Annotated in this window: 15 protein-coding genes; 9 read left to right on the top strand and 6 right to left on the bottom strand. The window is 46.9% G+C overall.

The window, feature by feature from the left end; translation table 11 throughout:
- Window positions 1-28: 28 nt before the first annotated feature.
- A complete protein-coding gene (locus HPY28_RS30455) occupies window positions 29-286 on the top strand; it encodes a hypothetical protein (RefSeq protein WP_254613110.1) in 258 nt (85 codons plus the stop codon).
- 255 nt (window positions 287-541) lie between these two features.
- Here HPY28_RS30455 and HPY28_RS12865 read toward each other — a convergent pair whose 3' ends face one another.
- From HPY28_RS12865 to HPY28_RS12850, 4 genes are all read right to left on the bottom strand, one after another.
- Window positions 542-1,396 (bottom strand): copper amine oxidase N-terminal domain-containing protein, encoded by an 855-nt coding sequence (locus HPY28_RS12865; RefSeq protein WP_174230683.1) that lies wholly within the window; start codon window positions 1,394-1,396, stop codon window positions 542-544.
- Window positions 1,397-1,491: 95 nt separating this feature from the next.
- On the bottom strand, window positions 1,492-2,796 hold the full coding sequence (locus HPY28_RS12860) for an MFS transporter (protein ID WP_174230682.1): 1,305 nt from the start codon (window positions 2,794-2,796) through the stop codon (window positions 1,492-1,494).
- Between the two features lie 22 nt (window positions 2,797-2,818).
- Window positions 2,819-3,430 carry a TetR/AcrR family transcriptional regulator gene (locus HPY28_RS12855; RefSeq protein WP_173622656.1) on the bottom strand — a complete coding sequence of 204 codons (612 nt, stop codon included), beginning with the start codon at window positions 3,428-3,430 and terminating at the stop codon, window positions 2,819-2,821.
- 145 nt (window positions 3,431-3,575) lie between these two features.
- Window positions 3,576-4,361, bottom strand: a complete 786-nt coding sequence (locus tag HPY28_RS12850; protein WP_174230681.1) for a class I SAM-dependent methyltransferase — start codon at window positions 4,359-4,361, stop codon at window positions 3,576-3,578.
- Between the two features lie 268 nt (window positions 4,362-4,629).
- On the opposite strand from HPY28_RS12850, the gene HPY28_RS12845 reads away from it, so the two are divergent.
- The 8 genes from HPY28_RS12845 to HPY28_RS12810 all read left to right on the top strand — a co-directional run bounded on the left by HPY28_RS12845 (window position 4,630) and on the right by HPY28_RS12810 (window position 14,718).
- Window positions 4,630-5,331: a response regulator transcription factor gene (locus HPY28_RS12845; RefSeq protein WP_017249877.1), complete on the top strand. Its 702-nt coding sequence runs from the start codon at window positions 4,630-4,632 to the stop codon at window positions 5,329-5,331.
- Between the two features lie 16 nt (window positions 5,332-5,347).
- Window positions 5,348-6,463: a sensor histidine kinase gene (locus HPY28_RS12840; RefSeq protein ID WP_174224999.1), complete on the top strand. Its 1,116-nt coding sequence runs from the start codon at window positions 5,348-5,350 to the stop codon at window positions 6,461-6,463.
- Between the two features lie 118 nt (window positions 6,464-6,581).
- Complete coding sequence (locus tag HPY28_RS12835) at window positions 6,582-7,520, top strand: ABC transporter ATP-binding protein (protein ID WP_173622658.1); 939 nt, start codon at window positions 6,582-6,584, stop codon at window positions 7,518-7,520.
- A gap of 15 nt (window positions 7,521-7,535) precedes the next feature.
- A complete protein-coding gene (locus HPY28_RS12830) occupies window positions 7,536-8,666 on the top strand; it encodes an ABC transporter permease (protein WP_174230680.1) in 1,131 nt (376 codons plus the stop codon).
- The gene (locus HPY28_RS12825; RefSeq protein ID WP_174230679.1) at window positions 8,663-9,811 is read left to right on the top strand and encodes an ABC transporter permease; all 1,149 of its coding nucleotides are present in this window, start codon (window positions 8,663-8,665) and stop codon (window positions 9,809-9,811) included. Before HPY28_RS12830 ends, HPY28_RS12825 begins: the two co-directional genes overlap by 4 nt.
- Before the next feature lie 59 nt (window positions 9,812-9,870).
- Complete coding sequence (locus tag HPY28_RS12820; protein WP_174230678.1) at window positions 9,871-13,035, top strand: hybrid sensor histidine kinase/response regulator; 3,165 nt, start codon at window positions 9,871-9,873, stop codon at window positions 13,033-13,035.
- Between the two features lie 519 nt (window positions 13,036-13,554).
- Window positions 13,555-14,172, top strand: a complete 618-nt coding sequence (locus HPY28_RS12815; protein ID WP_174230677.1) for a TetR/AcrR family transcriptional regulator — start codon at window positions 13,555-13,557, stop codon at window positions 14,170-14,172.
- A 12-nt stretch (window positions 14,173-14,184) separates the two neighbouring features.
- On the top strand, window positions 14,185-14,718 hold the full coding sequence (locus tag HPY28_RS12810) for a GNAT family N-acetyltransferase (RefSeq protein ID WP_174230676.1): 534 nt from the start codon (window positions 14,185-14,187) through the stop codon (window positions 14,716-14,718).
- A gap of 55 nt (window positions 14,719-14,773) precedes the next feature.
- On the opposite strand, the gene HPY28_RS12805 is transcribed toward HPY28_RS12810, so the two are convergent.
- Window positions 14,774-16,510: a DUF4179 domain-containing protein gene (locus tag HPY28_RS12805; RefSeq protein WP_174230675.1), complete on the bottom strand. Its 1,737-nt coding sequence runs from the start codon at window positions 16,508-16,510 to the stop codon at window positions 14,774-14,776.
- On the bottom strand, window positions 16,507-17,064 hold the full coding sequence (locus HPY28_RS12800) for an RNA polymerase sigma factor (protein ID WP_173622664.1): 558 nt from the start codon (window positions 17,062-17,064) through the stop codon (window positions 16,507-16,509). Before HPY28_RS12800 ends, HPY28_RS12805 begins: the two co-directional genes overlap by 4 nt.
- Between the last annotated feature and the right edge of the window lie 224 nt (window positions 17,065-17,288).

Here is a 17,288-nt window from a genome sequence, read left to right as displayed (position 1 = left end):
TATTAGAAGGACACTACTAACAACGGCGGTGACGGCGACAACGGAAGAAACAGAAACGACAGCGGCGACGACGGCGACGGAAGAAGGAACAAAAACGGCAGCGACGACGACGACGACGGCGGCGACAACCACAGCCACAACGATCATGGTCACTGTCAAAATCTTCGTCCACGTCTCTATCGAAATCCCTTTCTATGTCTGTGTCACAATCTTTTTCAATCTCGTGTTTTTTTTCTCGATCATTACAACCACAAGACATACATCCACCTCCTTAGCGTTCATATAATATTTTATGAATGCCGCTTGGACATGACTGGACGAACTATAGGGGAAATAAGCTTGTTTTCAGACGCGGAAAAGTGGCGAATGCCGCTATCCACCCACAAAGTCTTGGGCAAAAGTGATGGTAAAACGCAAAAAAGATAGCAGATCCCATAGCTAAGAGAGCTAATGAGAACCACTATCTTTTTTTCTAGGCCATATGAGCCAGGGTAGACGAAAGGTAAAAAGCCCTCAGCTATGTGAGGGCTTGTAGTCTGTATTACTTTGCAGATGTATCGCTGGAGTCTGTACCTTGGTCGGATTCTTTAGAGGCTTGAATGTCGTCAATGATAACGATTTTGCCTTCTTCTTGCCATTTTACTTCCGCGTTCAGTTGTTCACTGATGAAGCGCAGAGGCAGGAATACACGTCCATTTTTCAGTACAGGTGCAGTGTCCAAAGAAATGGATTTCCCGTCTACAGTTGCTTCTTTTTTATCGAGGTACAGCGTGATAGATTTTTCGCCACGCGTAATTTCGACGGTACGAGTCTCTGGCTTCCAGTTCACTTCCGCTTTCAATGCGGAGCTGATGGCACGCACAGGCACCAAAGCTCTTCCACCTTGTACATACGGAGCCACATCCGCTTGTACTTGTTTTCCATCTACGAATGCTTTCACTTCTGTCGAGCCAGTATTCTCAAGGAGTTCTCCAAGCTTTTTGAATGGTGTGTGATCTCCTTTTTGGTACGTGCGCTGAAGAAGCTCAAGCTGTACGTCCAAAGCTCCCTGTTTGTCAGTGGTTTTTTCTAGTTCAGCTACCAGCTGCTCGTATTTCGCTTTTTGATCTTCCGTGATTTCAGCCGTATGCTTGAGCTCTTGGCGAAGCTCGATCAGCTGTTTTTTCAATTTTACGTCTTTGATGTTGGTATCTGTGCTAGCTTCGGTTGAGTCCTCATCGTCGGTATCGGTATCAGATTCTTTGACAGAAGTTTCTTTTGATTTATCTTTTGCTTCTGCCTTTACTTCGGGCTTGCCGTTCCCATTTCCTTTGCTCTCCTGGTCAGCAGCCAGAGCAGCAGGTACACTTGTTGCGAGTAGAATAGCAACCAACGAAGTAGATATCGCTTTTTTCATTTGAATCTTCCTCCTTCTAGGTGTAAGTCTCATGAACTCGACATTCCAGACGGAGGAAAATATGAATATGTTGCATAGGTTTTGAGAAAATATTTTTATTTGTACGAGTGGTTACCTTTCAGTGTCATTCCTTCCAAATCCCGTATCTTCCTCACACGCCCGATTACGATTCCCAGTAGCGTCACAAGTACGCCAGAGAGAACAAACAGAAAACCAATCCCCCTGCCAGGCCCCGTTCCGATGATGTGCCCGACCGTTTGCCCAAGCAATTGATCTGCATCAAACAACGGATTGAATACATGATCCGCCAAAAATCCTGCCGATCCAAATGCCAGTACGAACCCGATTTGCGAAATAGCCGTGATCATCGACCATACTCTGCCTTGCCGTTCATTCTCGACATTCGTCCGGATGAGAACCTCGAGGCTCGTGTTTACAAAGGGAAGCGTGATGAAAAAGAGGAAGCCAAAAACCATAATCAGCCAAACGGAGGTGAACACACCCATCAGGGCATAAAACAACCCAGCAAGTACGAGGGAGAAGGACAGCATGATCACCTTGCTCTTACTCATACCGAAAAGACCGATCAAAAGGCTACTGACGAGCATGCCCGATGCAGATGCAGAGAGAGCAATACCGAGCGTCTTGGAATCAGTTAATGTCAGCATCATAGGCCCAAAAAGCGATTGCATCAGTCCGATGTAAAAGCACACGACAGACATTAACAGAACTAGCGAGAAAACCCCTTTCTTTGAAAGGAGATAGCGGAAGGCTTCAGACATTTCGCGAAAAAAGCTTTGTCTTTCCTGTTTCTGGGGAGTGGCATCGTGGTTCATAATCATCAGCACGGCGCCGACAGCTAGAAGGAAGGTCATCATATCAATGAGTAAGACGAGCTGGATATCAAAAGCACTGAGAAGAAACCCAGCAACCAGTGGAGAAATAAGATATTGAGCGGAACTTGCCAGCTGGATGAGCCCGCTAGCCTGTGAGTACATCTCTTCCGAAACCAGATCGGATACGGCTGCTTTAAAGGCTGGGTTTAGGATGGCGGCAGAGAGCGAGCTGATGCCGACGCCCAAATAGATGTGCCATAATTCCATATGCCCGGACAGCATGACAAGCAAGATGAACAAGATACCAGCTATGGAACCAATATCGCCAATGATCATCATTTTTTTGCGGTCAAACCTGTCTGCCAGCACCCCGCTAAAGGGAAGTAAAAGGAAGGAGGGGAGAAAAGAACAGAGAATGATGAACGAATAGCTCGTGGTAGATTGGGTCTGTTGAAAAACAAAGACACCCAAGGCAAAAGCGGTAAGTCCACTTCCGATAGCTGATAAAAGCTGCCCTGACCAAATGATCAGGAATCTGCGAAAGGCTTTATCATGAGCGATCATTGTCTTTCCTCCTTTTCATCCATCACAGAAACGAGAAGGACCCCGGCGCAGCTCCTAGTGACCTTTCAATAATCACCTGCATGGCTTGTAATCGTTTTGTCTGCTCCTCGTGCTCCCAATGAAAAATGCCTGATTCCAACAAAAATTGCGAGCCAGCGAGGAGAAACTGAACGGTCTCCAAGGCATTTTCGACATGAAAGACATCTTCTTGATTTCCTTGTTCAATGACTTGTGCAAGGACAGGGGCAACTTTCAAGATAATGGCGATGTTCAGACGCTCGTGAAGCTCTCTGTTTTCAGGGCGATGCAAGCTTTCCATCCATTCGGCTTGCTTGTCGATGGGTTGGCTTTGACTGCGCAGCATCTGGCGAACCTTCTCCATGATACTTAAGGTAGAGTCATCTGCGATTTTTTTATATTCTTCGCAAAGTGTATCGACCATGGACTGGACAAATGCTTCGAGGATTTCTTCCTTCGATTTGAAGTAGTAATAAAAGGTTCCTTTCGCTACGCCCACCTTTTGAATGATCGCATCCACGGTTGTATGGACATAACCCTGATTTCGAAATAGCTCCCCGGCGGCTTCCAATATTTCTGCTCGCCGTGTTGTGGGGTCTTTTACGATTCTTTTCATCGGCGCCTCCTTCGATTGTCAGTAAGTGGTTGGATACAGATTACCATATGACTGACCGTCAGTCTATAATCGCTTGAAAGAAAAGAGGAGGGTAAGTCTCCTCTGTTCGGTAGTAGGAATTTAGTAAGATGATGGCAAACGTTCGTTATAATTTCTCGGCGATAATCGTGAAGGTTTTCGGGATTCCTTTGTCAAAAACTTCCGAGGAAAGGTTCGGGAGCTCTTCCAGCGTTTTTAGGCACAGCCCTTTGCTTGCAATGGCCGTTACAATTTCCCCTAATGTCCAATTGCGTAACAATACTTTTGATTCAGTGTCATTCATCCCGTTTGAAAGGAATTTGGAGAGAGCAATGTCCTTTTCCTCAAGCGAGGTGTCGAAATAATCGCCTGTTACTTTATGTTTGCGGATAGTAGCAGTCGTTCCGCGTGAGGAGATGAGTTTTGTGGATACCGGATGGAAATCTTGGAGGACGAGCACGCCGCCTTTACGCAGGAGCGAGTTGACCACCTGGAATAATTCGGTTAAGTCCAAAAAGTAATGAAGAATACCGAATTCCATAAAAACGAGATCATACTCACCAGACAATGCATCTGGAGGTAGCTGCAATACATCGGAAACGATGTAAGTCAGGTCAACGTCGGCAGCTGCAGCCAGTTCTTTGGCGTACTGCTCATTCTCATAAGAGAAATCGGCGATGGTCACGTCGGCACCTAGCAAGGCAAGCGCAACGGCTTTGTTTCCATTTGAACCGAGTAAATTGATAATCTTTTTGCCGCGAATATCCCCCATGTGCTCATAGACTTTACCGATTCGCTTTTGGGGGTCTTCTTTAATTTTGACCGCTGCCTCAACAGGTGTTCCAAAGCGCTTCAGCCACGCTTGATATGCCCCAGTGTTCCAAGCCGTTTTATTTAGTTGTGCTGTTTCCACAAATTCCCCTCCATAGAGTATTCCATTCAAAAAATTGGCCCAGGTATGTTGGTTATGAGGGCTCAGGTAATTTATGATACTGACACAGCTCATTCGTGTCTATATATTTTCGAAGTGTTAATTTTTCCATGTGTGACCTGAAAGTTGAAACAATTGGGGGCGAGATTCTACAATTGTGAAGCAAAGCGGGACAGTGGTAATATTGGGAAAAATAGATGCGTCCGCTCTTTATGCGGTCGAGGGTTTGTTCGACGGGAGGCAAGCTGCTTTGAAAATCAAAGTGTTGATCGCAGACGACAATTCGTTTATACGCGAAGGCATGAAAATCATCCTGACGAGCTTCGAGGAGTTTGAAGTAGTCGGGAGTGTGGAGGATGGGGTCGAGGCGGTGACGTTTTGCAAACAGAACGAGGTAGACGTCGCGCTCTTGGACGTTCGGATGCCGAACATGAATGGAGTGGAAGCGACTCGTGTGCTGACTGCCGAGACTACGGTCAAACCGCTCATTTTGACCACATTCGACGATGACGAATTTGTCCTCGAAGCCATTCAAGCGGGGGCACGCGGTTATTTATTGAAAAACAATGATCCCAACCGCATTCGAGATGCTATCAAGAGTGTCTATAACAACCATCATGTGCTGCAGGATGTCGTCCTGGATAAGATCAAAATGAACCTGAATACAGGGAAGAACGCTACGGATACCGTGTCCGCTACCGCTCCTTCCAAAGCGAAAGCAGCCAACCCTACCGAAAGCAAAATCGATCAAAGCTTATTTACGGAACGGGAGCTCGATGTCATGAAGCAGATCGCCAAGGGACTATCGAACAAAGAAATCGCGAAGAAGCTGTATATTTCCGAGGGGACAGTTGCGAATTACATTACTTCCATCTTGAATAAAACAGCACTTGAACATCGTACGCAGATTGCCATCTATTATTTGACGGGCGAAACGAACATGTCTGATTGAAAGGAGGTCACAACCGATGGCGTTATGGACAATGGCGAATAAGACAGCGGTGCTTGGTTTTATCATCGTGACTTCTTTTCTTGCTCATCCCACTTCTGAAGTTGACCCGTGGCAAACTCTCGTGTACTTGTTGTATCTGGCTATCAATCTTACTATTCTCATTTTGAAACAGATGAATCATAAGCAATGGTTTGTTTGGCTATCCATCATGTTCGTGATAGCGAGTGGACTTGTGCTGGATCCGTTGTTTATGCTGCTCTTGCCAATCAACGTTTTAGAGCTAGCTTTTTTGGCAGGTAAGCAGCGGATGGTCGTATTTCTCTGTATGTTGTTGCCTTTGTTCATGGTGCCATCTGAATGGGTGCCCTTGTATTTATTAACGGCCTTTCTTAGCTTTTTGCTGTATAGGTGTGGCAGCAGGCTAACGGACAAGCTCGGCAGGTTAGAAGCTGAACGGGAAAAGCTGAGAGAGGATTTACAAAGCTTGACCCGCTCCTTAAACGAAAGCAGTGAATACTTCCGCCAGTCGACTTACACGATTCAACTGGAGGAGCGCAATCGCCTTTCTCAACAAATTCACGACGATGTGGGACATGCAGTTGCAGGTGCGCTGATACAAATGGAAGCGTCGCGACTGCTGATGGCGACTGATCAGGACAAGGCATCCGAGCTGCTCCGCAATGCGATCACGATATCGAAGGAAGGGCTGGAGCGAATCAGAGTGACACTCAAGGAAGTAAAGCCACGGCCGGAGGAGCTGGGAATCAATCGACTCCGGTCGTTTGTCGATGAGCTGTCTGCCAGAGAGACAGTGACAGCCACGCTTACTTTTGCCGGGGACATTGACGTCATTACACCGCTTCAGTGGAAAATCATCCAGCAAAATGCGACGGAAGCGGTCACGAATGCACTCAAATATGCGAAGGCGACAGTGATTTCCCTAGAGGTACGGGTGCTGAATACATTCATAAAAGCAGTGGTCACAGACAATGGCGCCGGCGCAGAAAAGATTGTAAAAGGGCTTGGCATTCTCGGGATGGAGGAGAGAGCTGCTTCCGCTGGTGGAACAGTGATTGTAGACGGTACGCGAGGCTTTAGCGTGACCACACTGCTGCCTTATCGCAACGAATGAAAAAGATCATGAGAAACAACATGAGAATTCTCATGTGCCAAGGGATGAACTTATGCACTGACATAGGGGCATCCTTTTTTATTACAATGCAGACATAGCCACGAAGGGAGTGAGTGATGTGAGTCATGTATTGGAAATTCGTCAGCTAACGAAAAAATTCGGTGAGTTCGTCGCCGTCGACAATATGTCTCTGAATGTGCGTGAAGGAGAAATCTTTGGTTTCTTGGGGGCCAACGGAGCGGGAAAGAGCACGACCATCAACATGATCGCCTCCCTGTTGCGCGTAACAAAGGGTGAGATTACCCTGCTGGGAAAAAACATTGAGAAACACAGCAAATTCGCCAAAATGAACATCGGTATCGTACCACAAGATATCGCCATCTACGAGGATATGACTGCCTATGAAAACGTGAGGTTTTTTGCTGGCTTGTACGGACTGCGTGGATCACTGCTTCGCGAACGGACGGAAGAGGCGCTTGAATTCGTAGGTCTCGGTGACAAATCTACTAGCTTTCCCAAAAACTTCTCTGGCGGGATGAAGCGTCGGTTAAACATCGCTTGCGCCATTGCCCATCGGCCGAAGCTGATCATCATGGACGAACCTACTGTCGGGATTGACCCTCATTCGCGCAATTATATCTTGAATTCGGTACGCAAGCTCAACGACATGGGCTGCACGATCATTTATACGAGCCATTACATGGAGGAAGTCGAAGAAATCTGCACCCGTATTGCCATCGTTGATCATGGAAAAGTCATCGCGGAAGGATCGAAGGAGGAGCTAAAAGCGATTATTACCGACGCGAAGGAAATTTGGATTGGCGTCAGGGCAGATGAACCATTAAACCTCGAAGGTATTAAGGCGATTCCTGGTGTGAATGCAGTGCTTCAAGAAGAGAATACGATCAAAATCGTATCGAAAACGGAGATCAACAACCTGAACCGGATCATTCAACAATTAATCAAGGACCAGGTAGAAATCCGCTCCATTGAAGAGCAAGCACCGAATCTGGAGACTGTGTTCTTGACCTTAACCGGTCGAAACTTGCGAGACTAGAGGAGGGACTTTGCCATGAACATATGGAGTATCGCTGTAAAAGAAATCAAGTCCAGCCTTCGCGAAAAGAGAACGTTTATGTTTATGCTAGCACTTCCCATCATCCTGATGCTGATTTTAGGTTCCGCCCTTTCCAATGCATTCGACGATACGAGGACCGTAGGAGACATACGCTTGCTGTATAAAAGCAACGAGACGAATGCGCAAATGTCTACGGCATGGAACACGTTTATAAAAGCATGGAGTGATAAAGGAGTGGAGGCGGCTCCAGTAAGTTCAGGCATGGACGGGCAGGAGGAAGTTCGCGCGGATCGCTATACGGGGTACGCAGTCGTCAGTGATACGGGGATTGAGTTTTATGGAAGTAGCAAGAATGCGATAGGAAGCAACATCCTTGCGGGGATGCTAACTGTTTTTGCAGATCGGTACTCGCTCGCATCTGCAGCTTATCAGATAGATCCCGAATCTGCTTCGGTAATCGTCAAGGGTACCGGACAGCGTGATGATTTTATTCATGAAACGGCCTTGCATGCAAATAAAAAACCGGGGGCAATCGACTATTACGCGATTGCGATGACGACCATGATTGCGCTCTACTCGATGTTTTCTGCGAGTTATTTGTTCACCAAGGAGCGAACGAACAAAACGTCCACACGATTAATGGCAGCACCTGTCAGCAAAGGTGCCATTTTTACCGGAAAAATGATCGGCAGTACGTTCGTCAATATGTTTTTCGTACTCGTCGTGTTCTTAGTCAGCAAGTTCGTGTTCCAAGCAGATTGGGGTAACCATTACGGAATGGTTCTCCTCGTACTTTTGACAGAGGTGTTGCTTGCAGTCAGCCTGGGTCTGGGGATTGGCTTTCTTTTCAAAGGGGAAGGAGTACGGGCAATCAACAATATTTTTACGCAAGTCGCCTCCTTTGTAGGCGGTGCCTATTTTCCCGTTGATCAATCATCTGGTCTCTTCAGCCTCTTGGCCAAAGTTTCTCCCCTTCACTGGGCGAATACAGGTCTGATGCAAATCATCTACACAGACAATCCGAGAGGTGCATGGTTTGCGATTGCGATGAATGTGAGCATTGCCACGGCGTTCATCATCTTTTCTGTTATCACGATGCGCAGACGGGAGGGTGCTTTTGTATGAGTGAGATGCTATGGCTAATTCGGAAAACCCTGATGGAGACGTTTCGCAGTAAAAAAAGCTGGTTTACTTACTTGGGGTTGCCGATCTTAGGTGTTCTGCTGTCTCTAACCCTTTACAGCAATGCAGACAGCGGCACGATCCATGTCGGAATCATCAATCAGGATGGGGACCAGGTGATCACGCAGGACACAATCCGGTTTATCGAGAGATTGAATCATATCAAGGTCACAGTCATCGATGAACAAACGATGCGTGAACAAATCGTTTCTGGTGAGCTGGATAGCGGAATTGTTTTCGAGTCAGGGTATGCTGCTAGTGTTCGAAAAGGGGCGCCAGCACACTTGAATATGGTATCAGTAAAAGGTGAACAGGTTACTGCCTACGTGAAGGCCATGCTGCACAGTTATATCGGCAATCTTGCCGCGATTGGAAAAGCGGCACAAGCGGATGAGGCTAAGTTCACGAAGCTGTATACGGCATACCACGAGCAAAGCTACAAGCTCAATATCGTAGAGCTTCCAGACACCTCGAACGTGACGCGTATGACGAATCAATCGATTGGTTTCCTCATTATGTTTATGATGTTTTCAGCGGTGAACATGTCGGAGATCATTTTAAAAGAAAAAGAAAATCGCACCTTTTTGCGACTGCTTTCTTCGCCGATGTCGGCTAGATCCTATGTATTCTCGAATATTATCGTCAGCATGTTTATTTTGCTGCTGCAAATCATTGTGACCTTGCTCGTCATGAAAAACGTCTTCGGCATAGATGCAGGCGTCTCGTACAGTCAAATGATTCTGCCGCTGTTCGTGTTCGCGCTGGGGGCAATCGCACTTTCTCTGATGACCGTTGCCTTTGCGAAGAGTAGAGCAGGTGCCGGAGCGATTTCTAACTTGATCATTGTACCGACGTGCCTCCTGGCTGGCTGCTTCTTTCCCATGGAAATCATGCCGGACACCGTGCGCAAAATTTCAACATTCTTGCCCCAGCATTGGTTGCTCGATACGGTGAATAAGCTTCAACAAGGGTACAGTCTGGGGAGCTTGTATTTGAACATAGCTATTTTGCTCGCATTCGCTACGGTTTTTGCCTTGATCGCCATCTATCGGTTTGGGCGGAATAACGATAGCAGACAGTTTGTGTGAGAAAAATAGGACTAGGTGAACTGTAATTTGACAAGGGATAATTCGAAGCGTGTCGAAAGATGCTTACTATGATAAAGCTAAGTAACCATAATCGGAGTCATTCAAAAGCACTCATAAGTAAGCATCTTGTGATTCTTCTCTTGTTTTTAGCATTTCTTCTAGGTCTTCGAACGTTCTGGTTTTCGTTTCATGCGTTTCCAGAGCATCCGCCTGTGGTTCAAGGCGTTCTTGATATGCGCGGGTGGGACTTTGAAAATTCCCCGTCCATTTCACTGGATGGGGAATGGGAGTTTTTCCCTGAATCTTTGATCACGCATGAAGATCTCAAGCAATCATCGAATGACGAACGACAATACGTTCAAGTGCCTGGCAATTGGAGCAGCGCTTTTTCTAGGGACTCTCCATCATCGTATGGTTATGGAACATACCGTTTACGTATCTTGGTCGATCAACCCCTAAATCAGCCATACACCTTATGGGTTCCGCAAGTGGACGCATCTTCCACCATAGAGGTTAACGGACAGATATTAGCCAGAGTCGGAGTGCCTGCGACAACAGCGGAAGATTACATTCCGCGGAAGCAATCCTCCACGGCTACGTACATTGCAGGTGATGCAAAGGTCATTGAAGTGCTCGTCCGAACGGCCAACTTTCATAATCCAATCGAAGGGGGCATCGTCAGATCGATTTACTTCGGGTCGCAGGCCGCTGTTGACACCGAACGTTGGTATTCTATCGGCTTCCAGATGACAATCTTCCTCATCTTGTTGCTACATGGCTTGTATGCAGGCATCCTGTACATATTGAATGCCCGTCACAAAGAGTTTCTGGTGATTTGGCTGTTGCTTTCCTGCGTGGGGATAAAGACTGTGTCCGATTATGACAATCTGCTGTTACTTTGGCTCCCGATCGATTATACATGGGCGCTCAAGGTAGAAGTGCTCGCCTACATATGGCAGCCTTTACTGATGATATTATTGGTCAGAAGTCTATCTGAACAGGGAGAGAAAGAAAACGTCAAGCCGTTCAGGGCATATCTTTCCGTGTTCAGTCTTTATTCGGCAGTTATCATACTGGGAACGGCACAATGGGTGTATATTTTAGCTGGAACGCCATTTTTGGTTATTCTTTATTTCGGCCCGTTGTTGCTAATTGTATTCAGGATCAGCCGCATGCTCATGCAAAACAAGCATGATGTTGTATTTTTGCTAATCGCTGCTATGAGTATTTTTTCCAATGTTATATGGTCCGCACTCATGGAATATAAAATCATCGATATCAAGTACGTGTATTATCCGCTCGACCTGATTGCTGCGCTTGTCAGCTTTTCTGCCTATTGGTTCAAGCGATTCTTTCGCAATTCAGCGGAAAAGGCACAGCTAACGGAGCAATTGAAAGAAGCCGACAAGCTCAAAGACCAGTTTCTCGCCCATACCTCTCACGAACTGAGAACGCCATTGCACGGCATCATGAATATCGCCCAGACTGTCGTGAACAATGAAAGGCATGTCATGGGCGGTCGCAGCACGCAGGATATGGAGCTCTTAATCACGATCAGCCGCAGAATGTCGCATTTACTGGACGATTTGCTAGATGTCGTACGGTTGCAGGACAAGCATATCGTGTTGCAGAAGAAGCCGTTGCATATTCAATCGGTTGTTTCTGGCATCATCAGCATGCTCACCTACCTGGTAGAAGGCAAGCCTGTTCAACTGAAAATGGACATACCAGAGTCTATCCCGGCAATCTTGGCAGATGAGAAGCGGCTAGTCCAGATTCTGTTCAATCTTGTTCACAATGCACTGAAATTCACAGAAGAAGGATCTGTCGTCGTTTCTGCTGAGATCGTGGACGGACAGGTGGCGATCTATGTATCCGATACAGGAATCGGGATGGATGAGCAGACCAAGGCACGTATATTTTTGCCGTATGAGCAGGGAGCGCAAGCAACGAACGATGGGGGAGGAATCGGCCTCGGTCTTGCTATTTGTACACAGCTGGTAGATCTGCATGATAGCGAACTGAGAGTCGACTCTGAACCGGGCAAAGGTTCGGTATTTAGCTTCTGGCTGCCCGTGGTTAGTACAGATGAGATGAAGGCAGCAGAGAGCCAATATGTGGAGCAGATGGATAAGAACAATCAAGTGACGGCTAGCAACCAGATGAGGCATAGTGAAGCCCCAGATATCTTGGCTTTTCAGCAAACGGCTGCGCATGCATCTGTTGACCGAAAGGCGAACATATTAGCGATCGATGACGACCCGGTTAACCTAAGGGTGCTGGATCGAATGCTCTCATCCTCGCATTACCAAATCACTACGTGCACATCGCCAAGAGACGCGCTCGATCTGCTTTTTACAGAGCAGTGGGACTTGCTTATCATCGATGTCATGATGCCGCATATGTCGGGCTACGAGCTGACGCAAAAGGTACGGGAGCATTTCTCTGTTTCCGAGCTTCCGATCTTGCTCTTAACGGCGCGCAGCCAGTCTGAAGATGTATACACCGGGTATTTGTCTGGTGCGAATGACTATGTATGCAAACCAGTCGATGGCATGGAGCTGAAATATCGCGTCTGGTCGTTGACGACGCTCAAGCAAACAGTCGATGAACGATTGCGCATGGAGGCTGCCTACTTGCAGGCGCAGATTCACCCGCATTTCTTGTTCAACACACTTAGCTCGATTATGGCATTGAGTGACATTGATACGGAGAAGATGCGTAAACTCGGGGATGCGTTTACCGCCTTCTTGCACATCAGCTTCGACTTTTTGAATACAGGAAAACAAGTCACACTCTCCCATGAGCTAGAGCTCGTCCAAGCGTATCTTTACATTGAAAAGGAACGATTTGGCGAGCGGTTACAGATCGTGTGGGAAATTGAGCCAGATATCGATCTTCTCATCCCGCCACTGACCATTCAGCCTTTGGTGGAGAATGCAATTAACCATGGTCTTCTTACCCGAATAGAGGGAGGAACTCTTCATATCCGCATCGTCCGGCAAAAGAATGCCACTCTTTTTGAGGTGAAGGATGACGGTATTGGGATGGAGAAAGAGACTGTGCGTCAAATTCTCGACTTGTCGAAGAAGGAAAGAGGCGGAATCGGAGTATCCAACACGAATCGCAGACTGACGCAAATGTACGGGAAGGGCTTGCGCATCACGAGTAAGCCGGGTGAAGGAACAACGGTGTCGTTTGTCATACCGGATCGGACGCAATAGAGTGAGTTGCTGTTTTAGCACCCTGGATCACTGTTACTGGTGAAGCAGGGTGCTTTTTCGCGTTTTCTATACCTAGGAACGCCGTTCATCCGCCCCTACATTCTGCGGAATTACAATAATTGCAGTCATAGTCACCAAAACGATTACCATATATGGCACATCTACTGCAATGGTAACAACAAAAAGCCCCGCTCGGATTATTCGGATTCAACTCATTACATTCATCTCTCAGATGATTACTTAGGTCTCTACGACGTTCCAGATAAGGTCCATATTGTACCAAACGTCCAAAGACTTTCTTGAGACCCTTCGACTTTTTTCTTTTCAAGAATGCCCCATCCTTTCATGACAATTTAACACAGAATATGCCATGATTTTTCCAATGATTGGACATGCGGCTATTCCCGTTGAAAGAAATCATGAGGAGTTGAAAAACGACATTAGTGTCGTTTATAATGATCTCACCAACAAAAACGACATCTATGTATATTTTGTTCGAAGGAGGTAGGCCCGAACCCCATGGCCCCAAAAGTAAGCGACGAATACAAAACCAAAAAGAAAATCGAACTGCTACAAGCGGCAAAACGTGTGTTCATCACAAAAGGCTATACACGGGCCACCATGCAAGACGTCATGGAAGAGGCTGGTGTATCGCGGGGAGCCTTGTACGCCTACTTTGATAACCTGGAGCACTTATATTTGGAGCTGCTGCAATTCGAAGATCAACAGGATGTACAGTTTTTCACACCGATTGCTGGCGAAACGTCTTGGCAGCAAGTCATCAAATGGGTCTCCAAACAGCAGGTCGAGATCGAGAAAATCGAACAAACACTATCCCAAGCCAACTCAGAGTTTTTCCTGTCACTGAAAGATCAGCAAAAGCAACAGAGCTATCCATACATCACGACTCGCTATGAAAAAATGGTGGATGTGTTGACGGCTTTCTTCGCGCATGGGACAGCGACAGGTGAGTTCAAGCCACAGCTACCACCTGAGGCGATTGCTCGCTATCTCATCTCGGTTATCGATGGACTGATGCTGGATACCGCGCATTTGGGCGCAGAGAAAACGAAAGTGTCTGTGCAGATGGAAGCACTGTTGTTTTCATTGAGAGCGATGCTGGGACCGGTGCAATAAGGAGGGGGAAGAATGTTGTTTCAATCAGAGAGAATCTATCTGAGAAAAATGACGGGGGAGGATGTGGACGTCTACCACACGTGGAGAAATGACGTGGAAATCATGCGGACAACGAGTCCGTCTATGGACGTCTTTACCTGGGACGATACGAACGGGTTTGTGAATCAGGTCATCCTACAAGCAAGCTCCTCGAAGAGCTACATGATCGTAGACAGCCAAACCAATCGACCGATCGGGATTACTTCTCTCATTCAAATCGACCTGAAAAACCGCAATGCGGAGTGTATCATCGATATTGGAGAGAAGGAATACTGGGGAAAAGGGTATGCACGAGAAGCGCTGAAGCTGCTGCTGGATTATGCATTCATGGAAATGAACCTACATCGGGTATCGCTGCGCGTCTTTTCCTTTAACGAAAAAGCCATAAAGCTGTATGAGAGACTCGGATTCAAGCAGGAGGGGGTCTCGCGGCAGTTTTTGTTTCGAGAGGGAAAATGGCATGATATCGTCCATATGGGGATTTTGCAGCAGGAATATATCACTTGAAAAAAGGCTGGCGGTACGAAGGGTACCACCAGCCTTTTGCGTATGAAGATGTCTCTTATTTTCCGTCGTAAATCGGTACTTCCCACTCCACATTTTTGTGTTCAACCATGCGTTTCTCGGAAGTAATGATCAGTTGTTTAGGCAGGGATGTGAGGTTTTTCAAGAAGATGGAACCGCCAAAAATCGCCCGGCCATTTTCATACTCAGTCTTGTCGATCAAGTAGTCGGCGTCTTCGTACTTTTTCCCAGTCTCGTCTGTAATGGTCCAGTATTGATATGGACCCATAGCGGCAGTATCTGGAGAGAGAGTTGCCTCGAATGTCAGGTGGTAGCCCTCCACTTTGGTGGTAGACCCATCGTCATTTACGCGGTGATACCCGTCATAGCCTTCAAAATCAACGACCGCGTTTGGATCCTTTTGATATTTTTTGAAAGTAAACTGATCTCCCTGGACTTCCGCTGTGATGACTTCTTTCTTCTCAAGGCGATCGGTGTCCAATTTCGCGTTAAGCTTAGCTGTTTCCTCTGTATATACAGACCCGAGCTTGAAGGTGAGGCTTTGGCTTTCGTCGATTGGTTGGAAGTAGTGGAAGTCTCTTGTTCCATTTTCAGTAGAGCGGGTATGATCCCATTTCAAATACGGGATGACATTGCTTTGTTTGCTGGCTTTACGGGTGACAGCATCGGAATCCCAAGCGGCGACAACTGTGCCCTTTTCATTGACTAGCTCGTAGCTGTATTCTTTTCGCTGGTTATCCGTATTCGAGCGATCTACGACCATTTCCATCCCACTCGGTGCAAACGTCATCTGTTTTACGTCCAGCTTGAGCCCTTGCGGAGTCGTGTATGTTTTGTTGATCTCATGTGTCTTCGTCGCGGCCTTTGCCTTTTTCATGTCAACAGGTACGGACAGCTTCCAGTTTCCTTTGATGTCGCCCAATTGTTTAATGTTGAACTCTACAATCAGCTCGTCCGGAATTTCACTGATATCAGCAAAGTAGCTGCGCAGCTCACGATTCAAGGACATGGTACCGGTATCTGTATACATAACATTGTGCCAATCTTCATCATTTGCAGATGACTCAACAGGCTTCAGTACGTTCCCTTGTTTGTCTTTGATTGTAATGACTTGCTCCTTCTTATCTCTTCTGATCATTTGGCTCAAAAAACCGTCCGTCGGCTTACCGTTCTTGTCTTTTAAAGAAGCTGCTATGCTAATACGCAGCGGGTCAGCGACCACTTCATGCACAGTAAAAGTGAGGCCTTGATCGGTCGTACTTACCTCAACGGACTGCGCGAATCCATTCTTGGCTGCTTGAGCAATTCCTTTGTCCGCTAGTTTTTGCAGGAAGCTATTGCTCACAAGTGCTACAGGATCAGCCTTGCCAATCGGGCTGTTCGTAAAAGCAGCATGGACATAACTAGCAAAGGTCGGGGAGACCAGCATTCCTCCCGATACGACGACGGTTAATGCAGCGGCGGCAAGTGTCATTCTTTTCATGATGGTGATACTCCTTTGTTTCCACGCAGGTGGTTGGTGTGAAGGGATAACAGGGTTCAATACTCTCACGGGATGAGGGGAGAGCATCTGAATAATCTTTTGATCCATATTTGCTGAGAGGGAGTCTTCCCACATCGTTTCTTCCGTTTGGTGCAGCTCATCGATCCATTGTTCCAGCTGGTGCTGGCAGTGTGTGCAATGATCGAGATGACTTTCGATATTTCGTTTGTTCACTGGTGATAAACGATCTTCCATGTAGGCGATCAGCTGTCTTTGCGTAAGGCAATTCAAAGCGGGGTTCCCCCTTTTTTCTCCGGCTTACTTAGCTGGTCTCGCAGCTTTTTCCTGGCATAGGAAAGGCGCATTCTCACAGTATCTACGGACAAAGATAGTTTGTGGCCAATCTCTCGGTAGCTTAGGTGCTGGAGATAATGCAAAGCGAGAATCGTCCTGTGGTTCTTGTCCAGTGTCATCATCTGCTGTCGCAAAGCATGACGCTGTTCTTTTTCCAGATAATCTTCCTCCGGGATCGGACATTCGTCTTTGACCTCGACATCCATCTCCGTTACGGAAGGCATCCGCTTTCGTTTCCGCAGCTCGTCAATCCCGCGGTTGATCGCGATTCGATACAGCCAGGCAGAGAAGGAGTAGTTGGGTTTATAATCTGGCAGACTGTAGTACGCCTTGATAAAAACCTCCTGCACCATGTCTTCGGCATCATGAGAATGGTGGAGCGTGCGCCCAAGAATCGAACCGATTTTTCCCTTGTATTTATTGACGATCAGAGCATAAGCCTCTTTATTTCCTTGAAGAACCTCCGCAATGACCTCTCGATCGTCCTGCATGTTTGTTACCTCCTTGCAAAAAGGTGCTGCGCAGCTTTCCTTTTTGGTGTTCACTACTATAGACGAAAACGAGGGTGCCCCCCTCTCAAACTTTTTCATAAAATTTGAAAATAACATAGGAAGAGGATGCCTCTCTTCGTTTGCTAGAAGGGCATCCTCTTGATCTATCACGTATGCCGCCATCACTTAAATGGAGCAGGAAATCTACATAATTTTGCAGTAAT

The organism is Brevibacillus sp. HB1.2 (assembly GCF_013332495.1).
Classification (GTDB): Bacteria; Bacillota; Bacilli; order Brevibacillales; family Brevibacillaceae; genus Brevibacillus; species Brevibacillus porteri.
The sequence above is the reverse complement of the archived record's forward strand: the minus strand, read 5'-3'. Positions and strand labels throughout refer to the sequence as shown.

What these genes read in the sequence shown, in the direction of transcription:
- HPY28_RS12865 (WP_174230683.1), bottom strand. Translation starts at nt 1,396, where the DNA reads ATGAAAAAAGCGATATCTACTTCGTTGGTTGCTATTCTACTCGCAACA.
- HPY28_RS12860 (WP_174230682.1), bottom strand. Translation starts at nt 2,796, where the DNA reads ATGATCGCTCATGATAAAGCCTTTCGCAGATTCCTGATCATTTGGTCA.
- HPY28_RS12855 (WP_173622656.1), bottom strand. Translation starts at nt 3,430, where the DNA reads ATGAAAAGAATCGTAAAAGACCCCACAACACGGCGAGCAGAAATATTG.
- HPY28_RS12840 (WP_174224999.1), top strand. Translation starts at nt 5,348, where the DNA reads ATGGCGTTATGGACAATGGCGAATAAGACAGCGGTGCTTGGTTTTATC.
- HPY28_RS12830 (WP_174230680.1), top strand. Translation starts at nt 7,536, where the DNA reads ATGAACATATGGAGTATCGCTGTAAAAGAAATCAAGTCCAGCCTTCGC.
- HPY28_RS12825 (WP_174230679.1), top strand. Translation starts at nt 8,663, where the DNA reads ATGAGTGAGATGCTATGGCTAATTCGGAAAACCCTGATGGAGACGTTT.
- HPY28_RS12820 (WP_174230678.1), top strand. Translation starts at nt 9,871, where the DNA reads ATGCTTACTATGATAAAGCTAAGTAACCATAATCGGAGTCATTCAAAA.
- HPY28_RS12815 (WP_174230677.1), top strand. Translation starts at nt 13,555, where the DNA reads ATGGCCCCAAAAGTAAGCGACGAATACAAAACCAAAAAGAAAATCGAA.
- HPY28_RS12810 (WP_174230676.1), top strand. Translation starts at nt 14,185, where the DNA reads ATGTTGTTTCAATCAGAGAGAATCTATCTGAGAAAAATGACGGGGGAG.
- HPY28_RS12800 (WP_173622664.1), bottom strand. Translation starts at nt 17,064, where the DNA reads ATGCAGGACGATCGAGAGGTCATTGCGGAGGTTCTTCAAGGAAATAAA.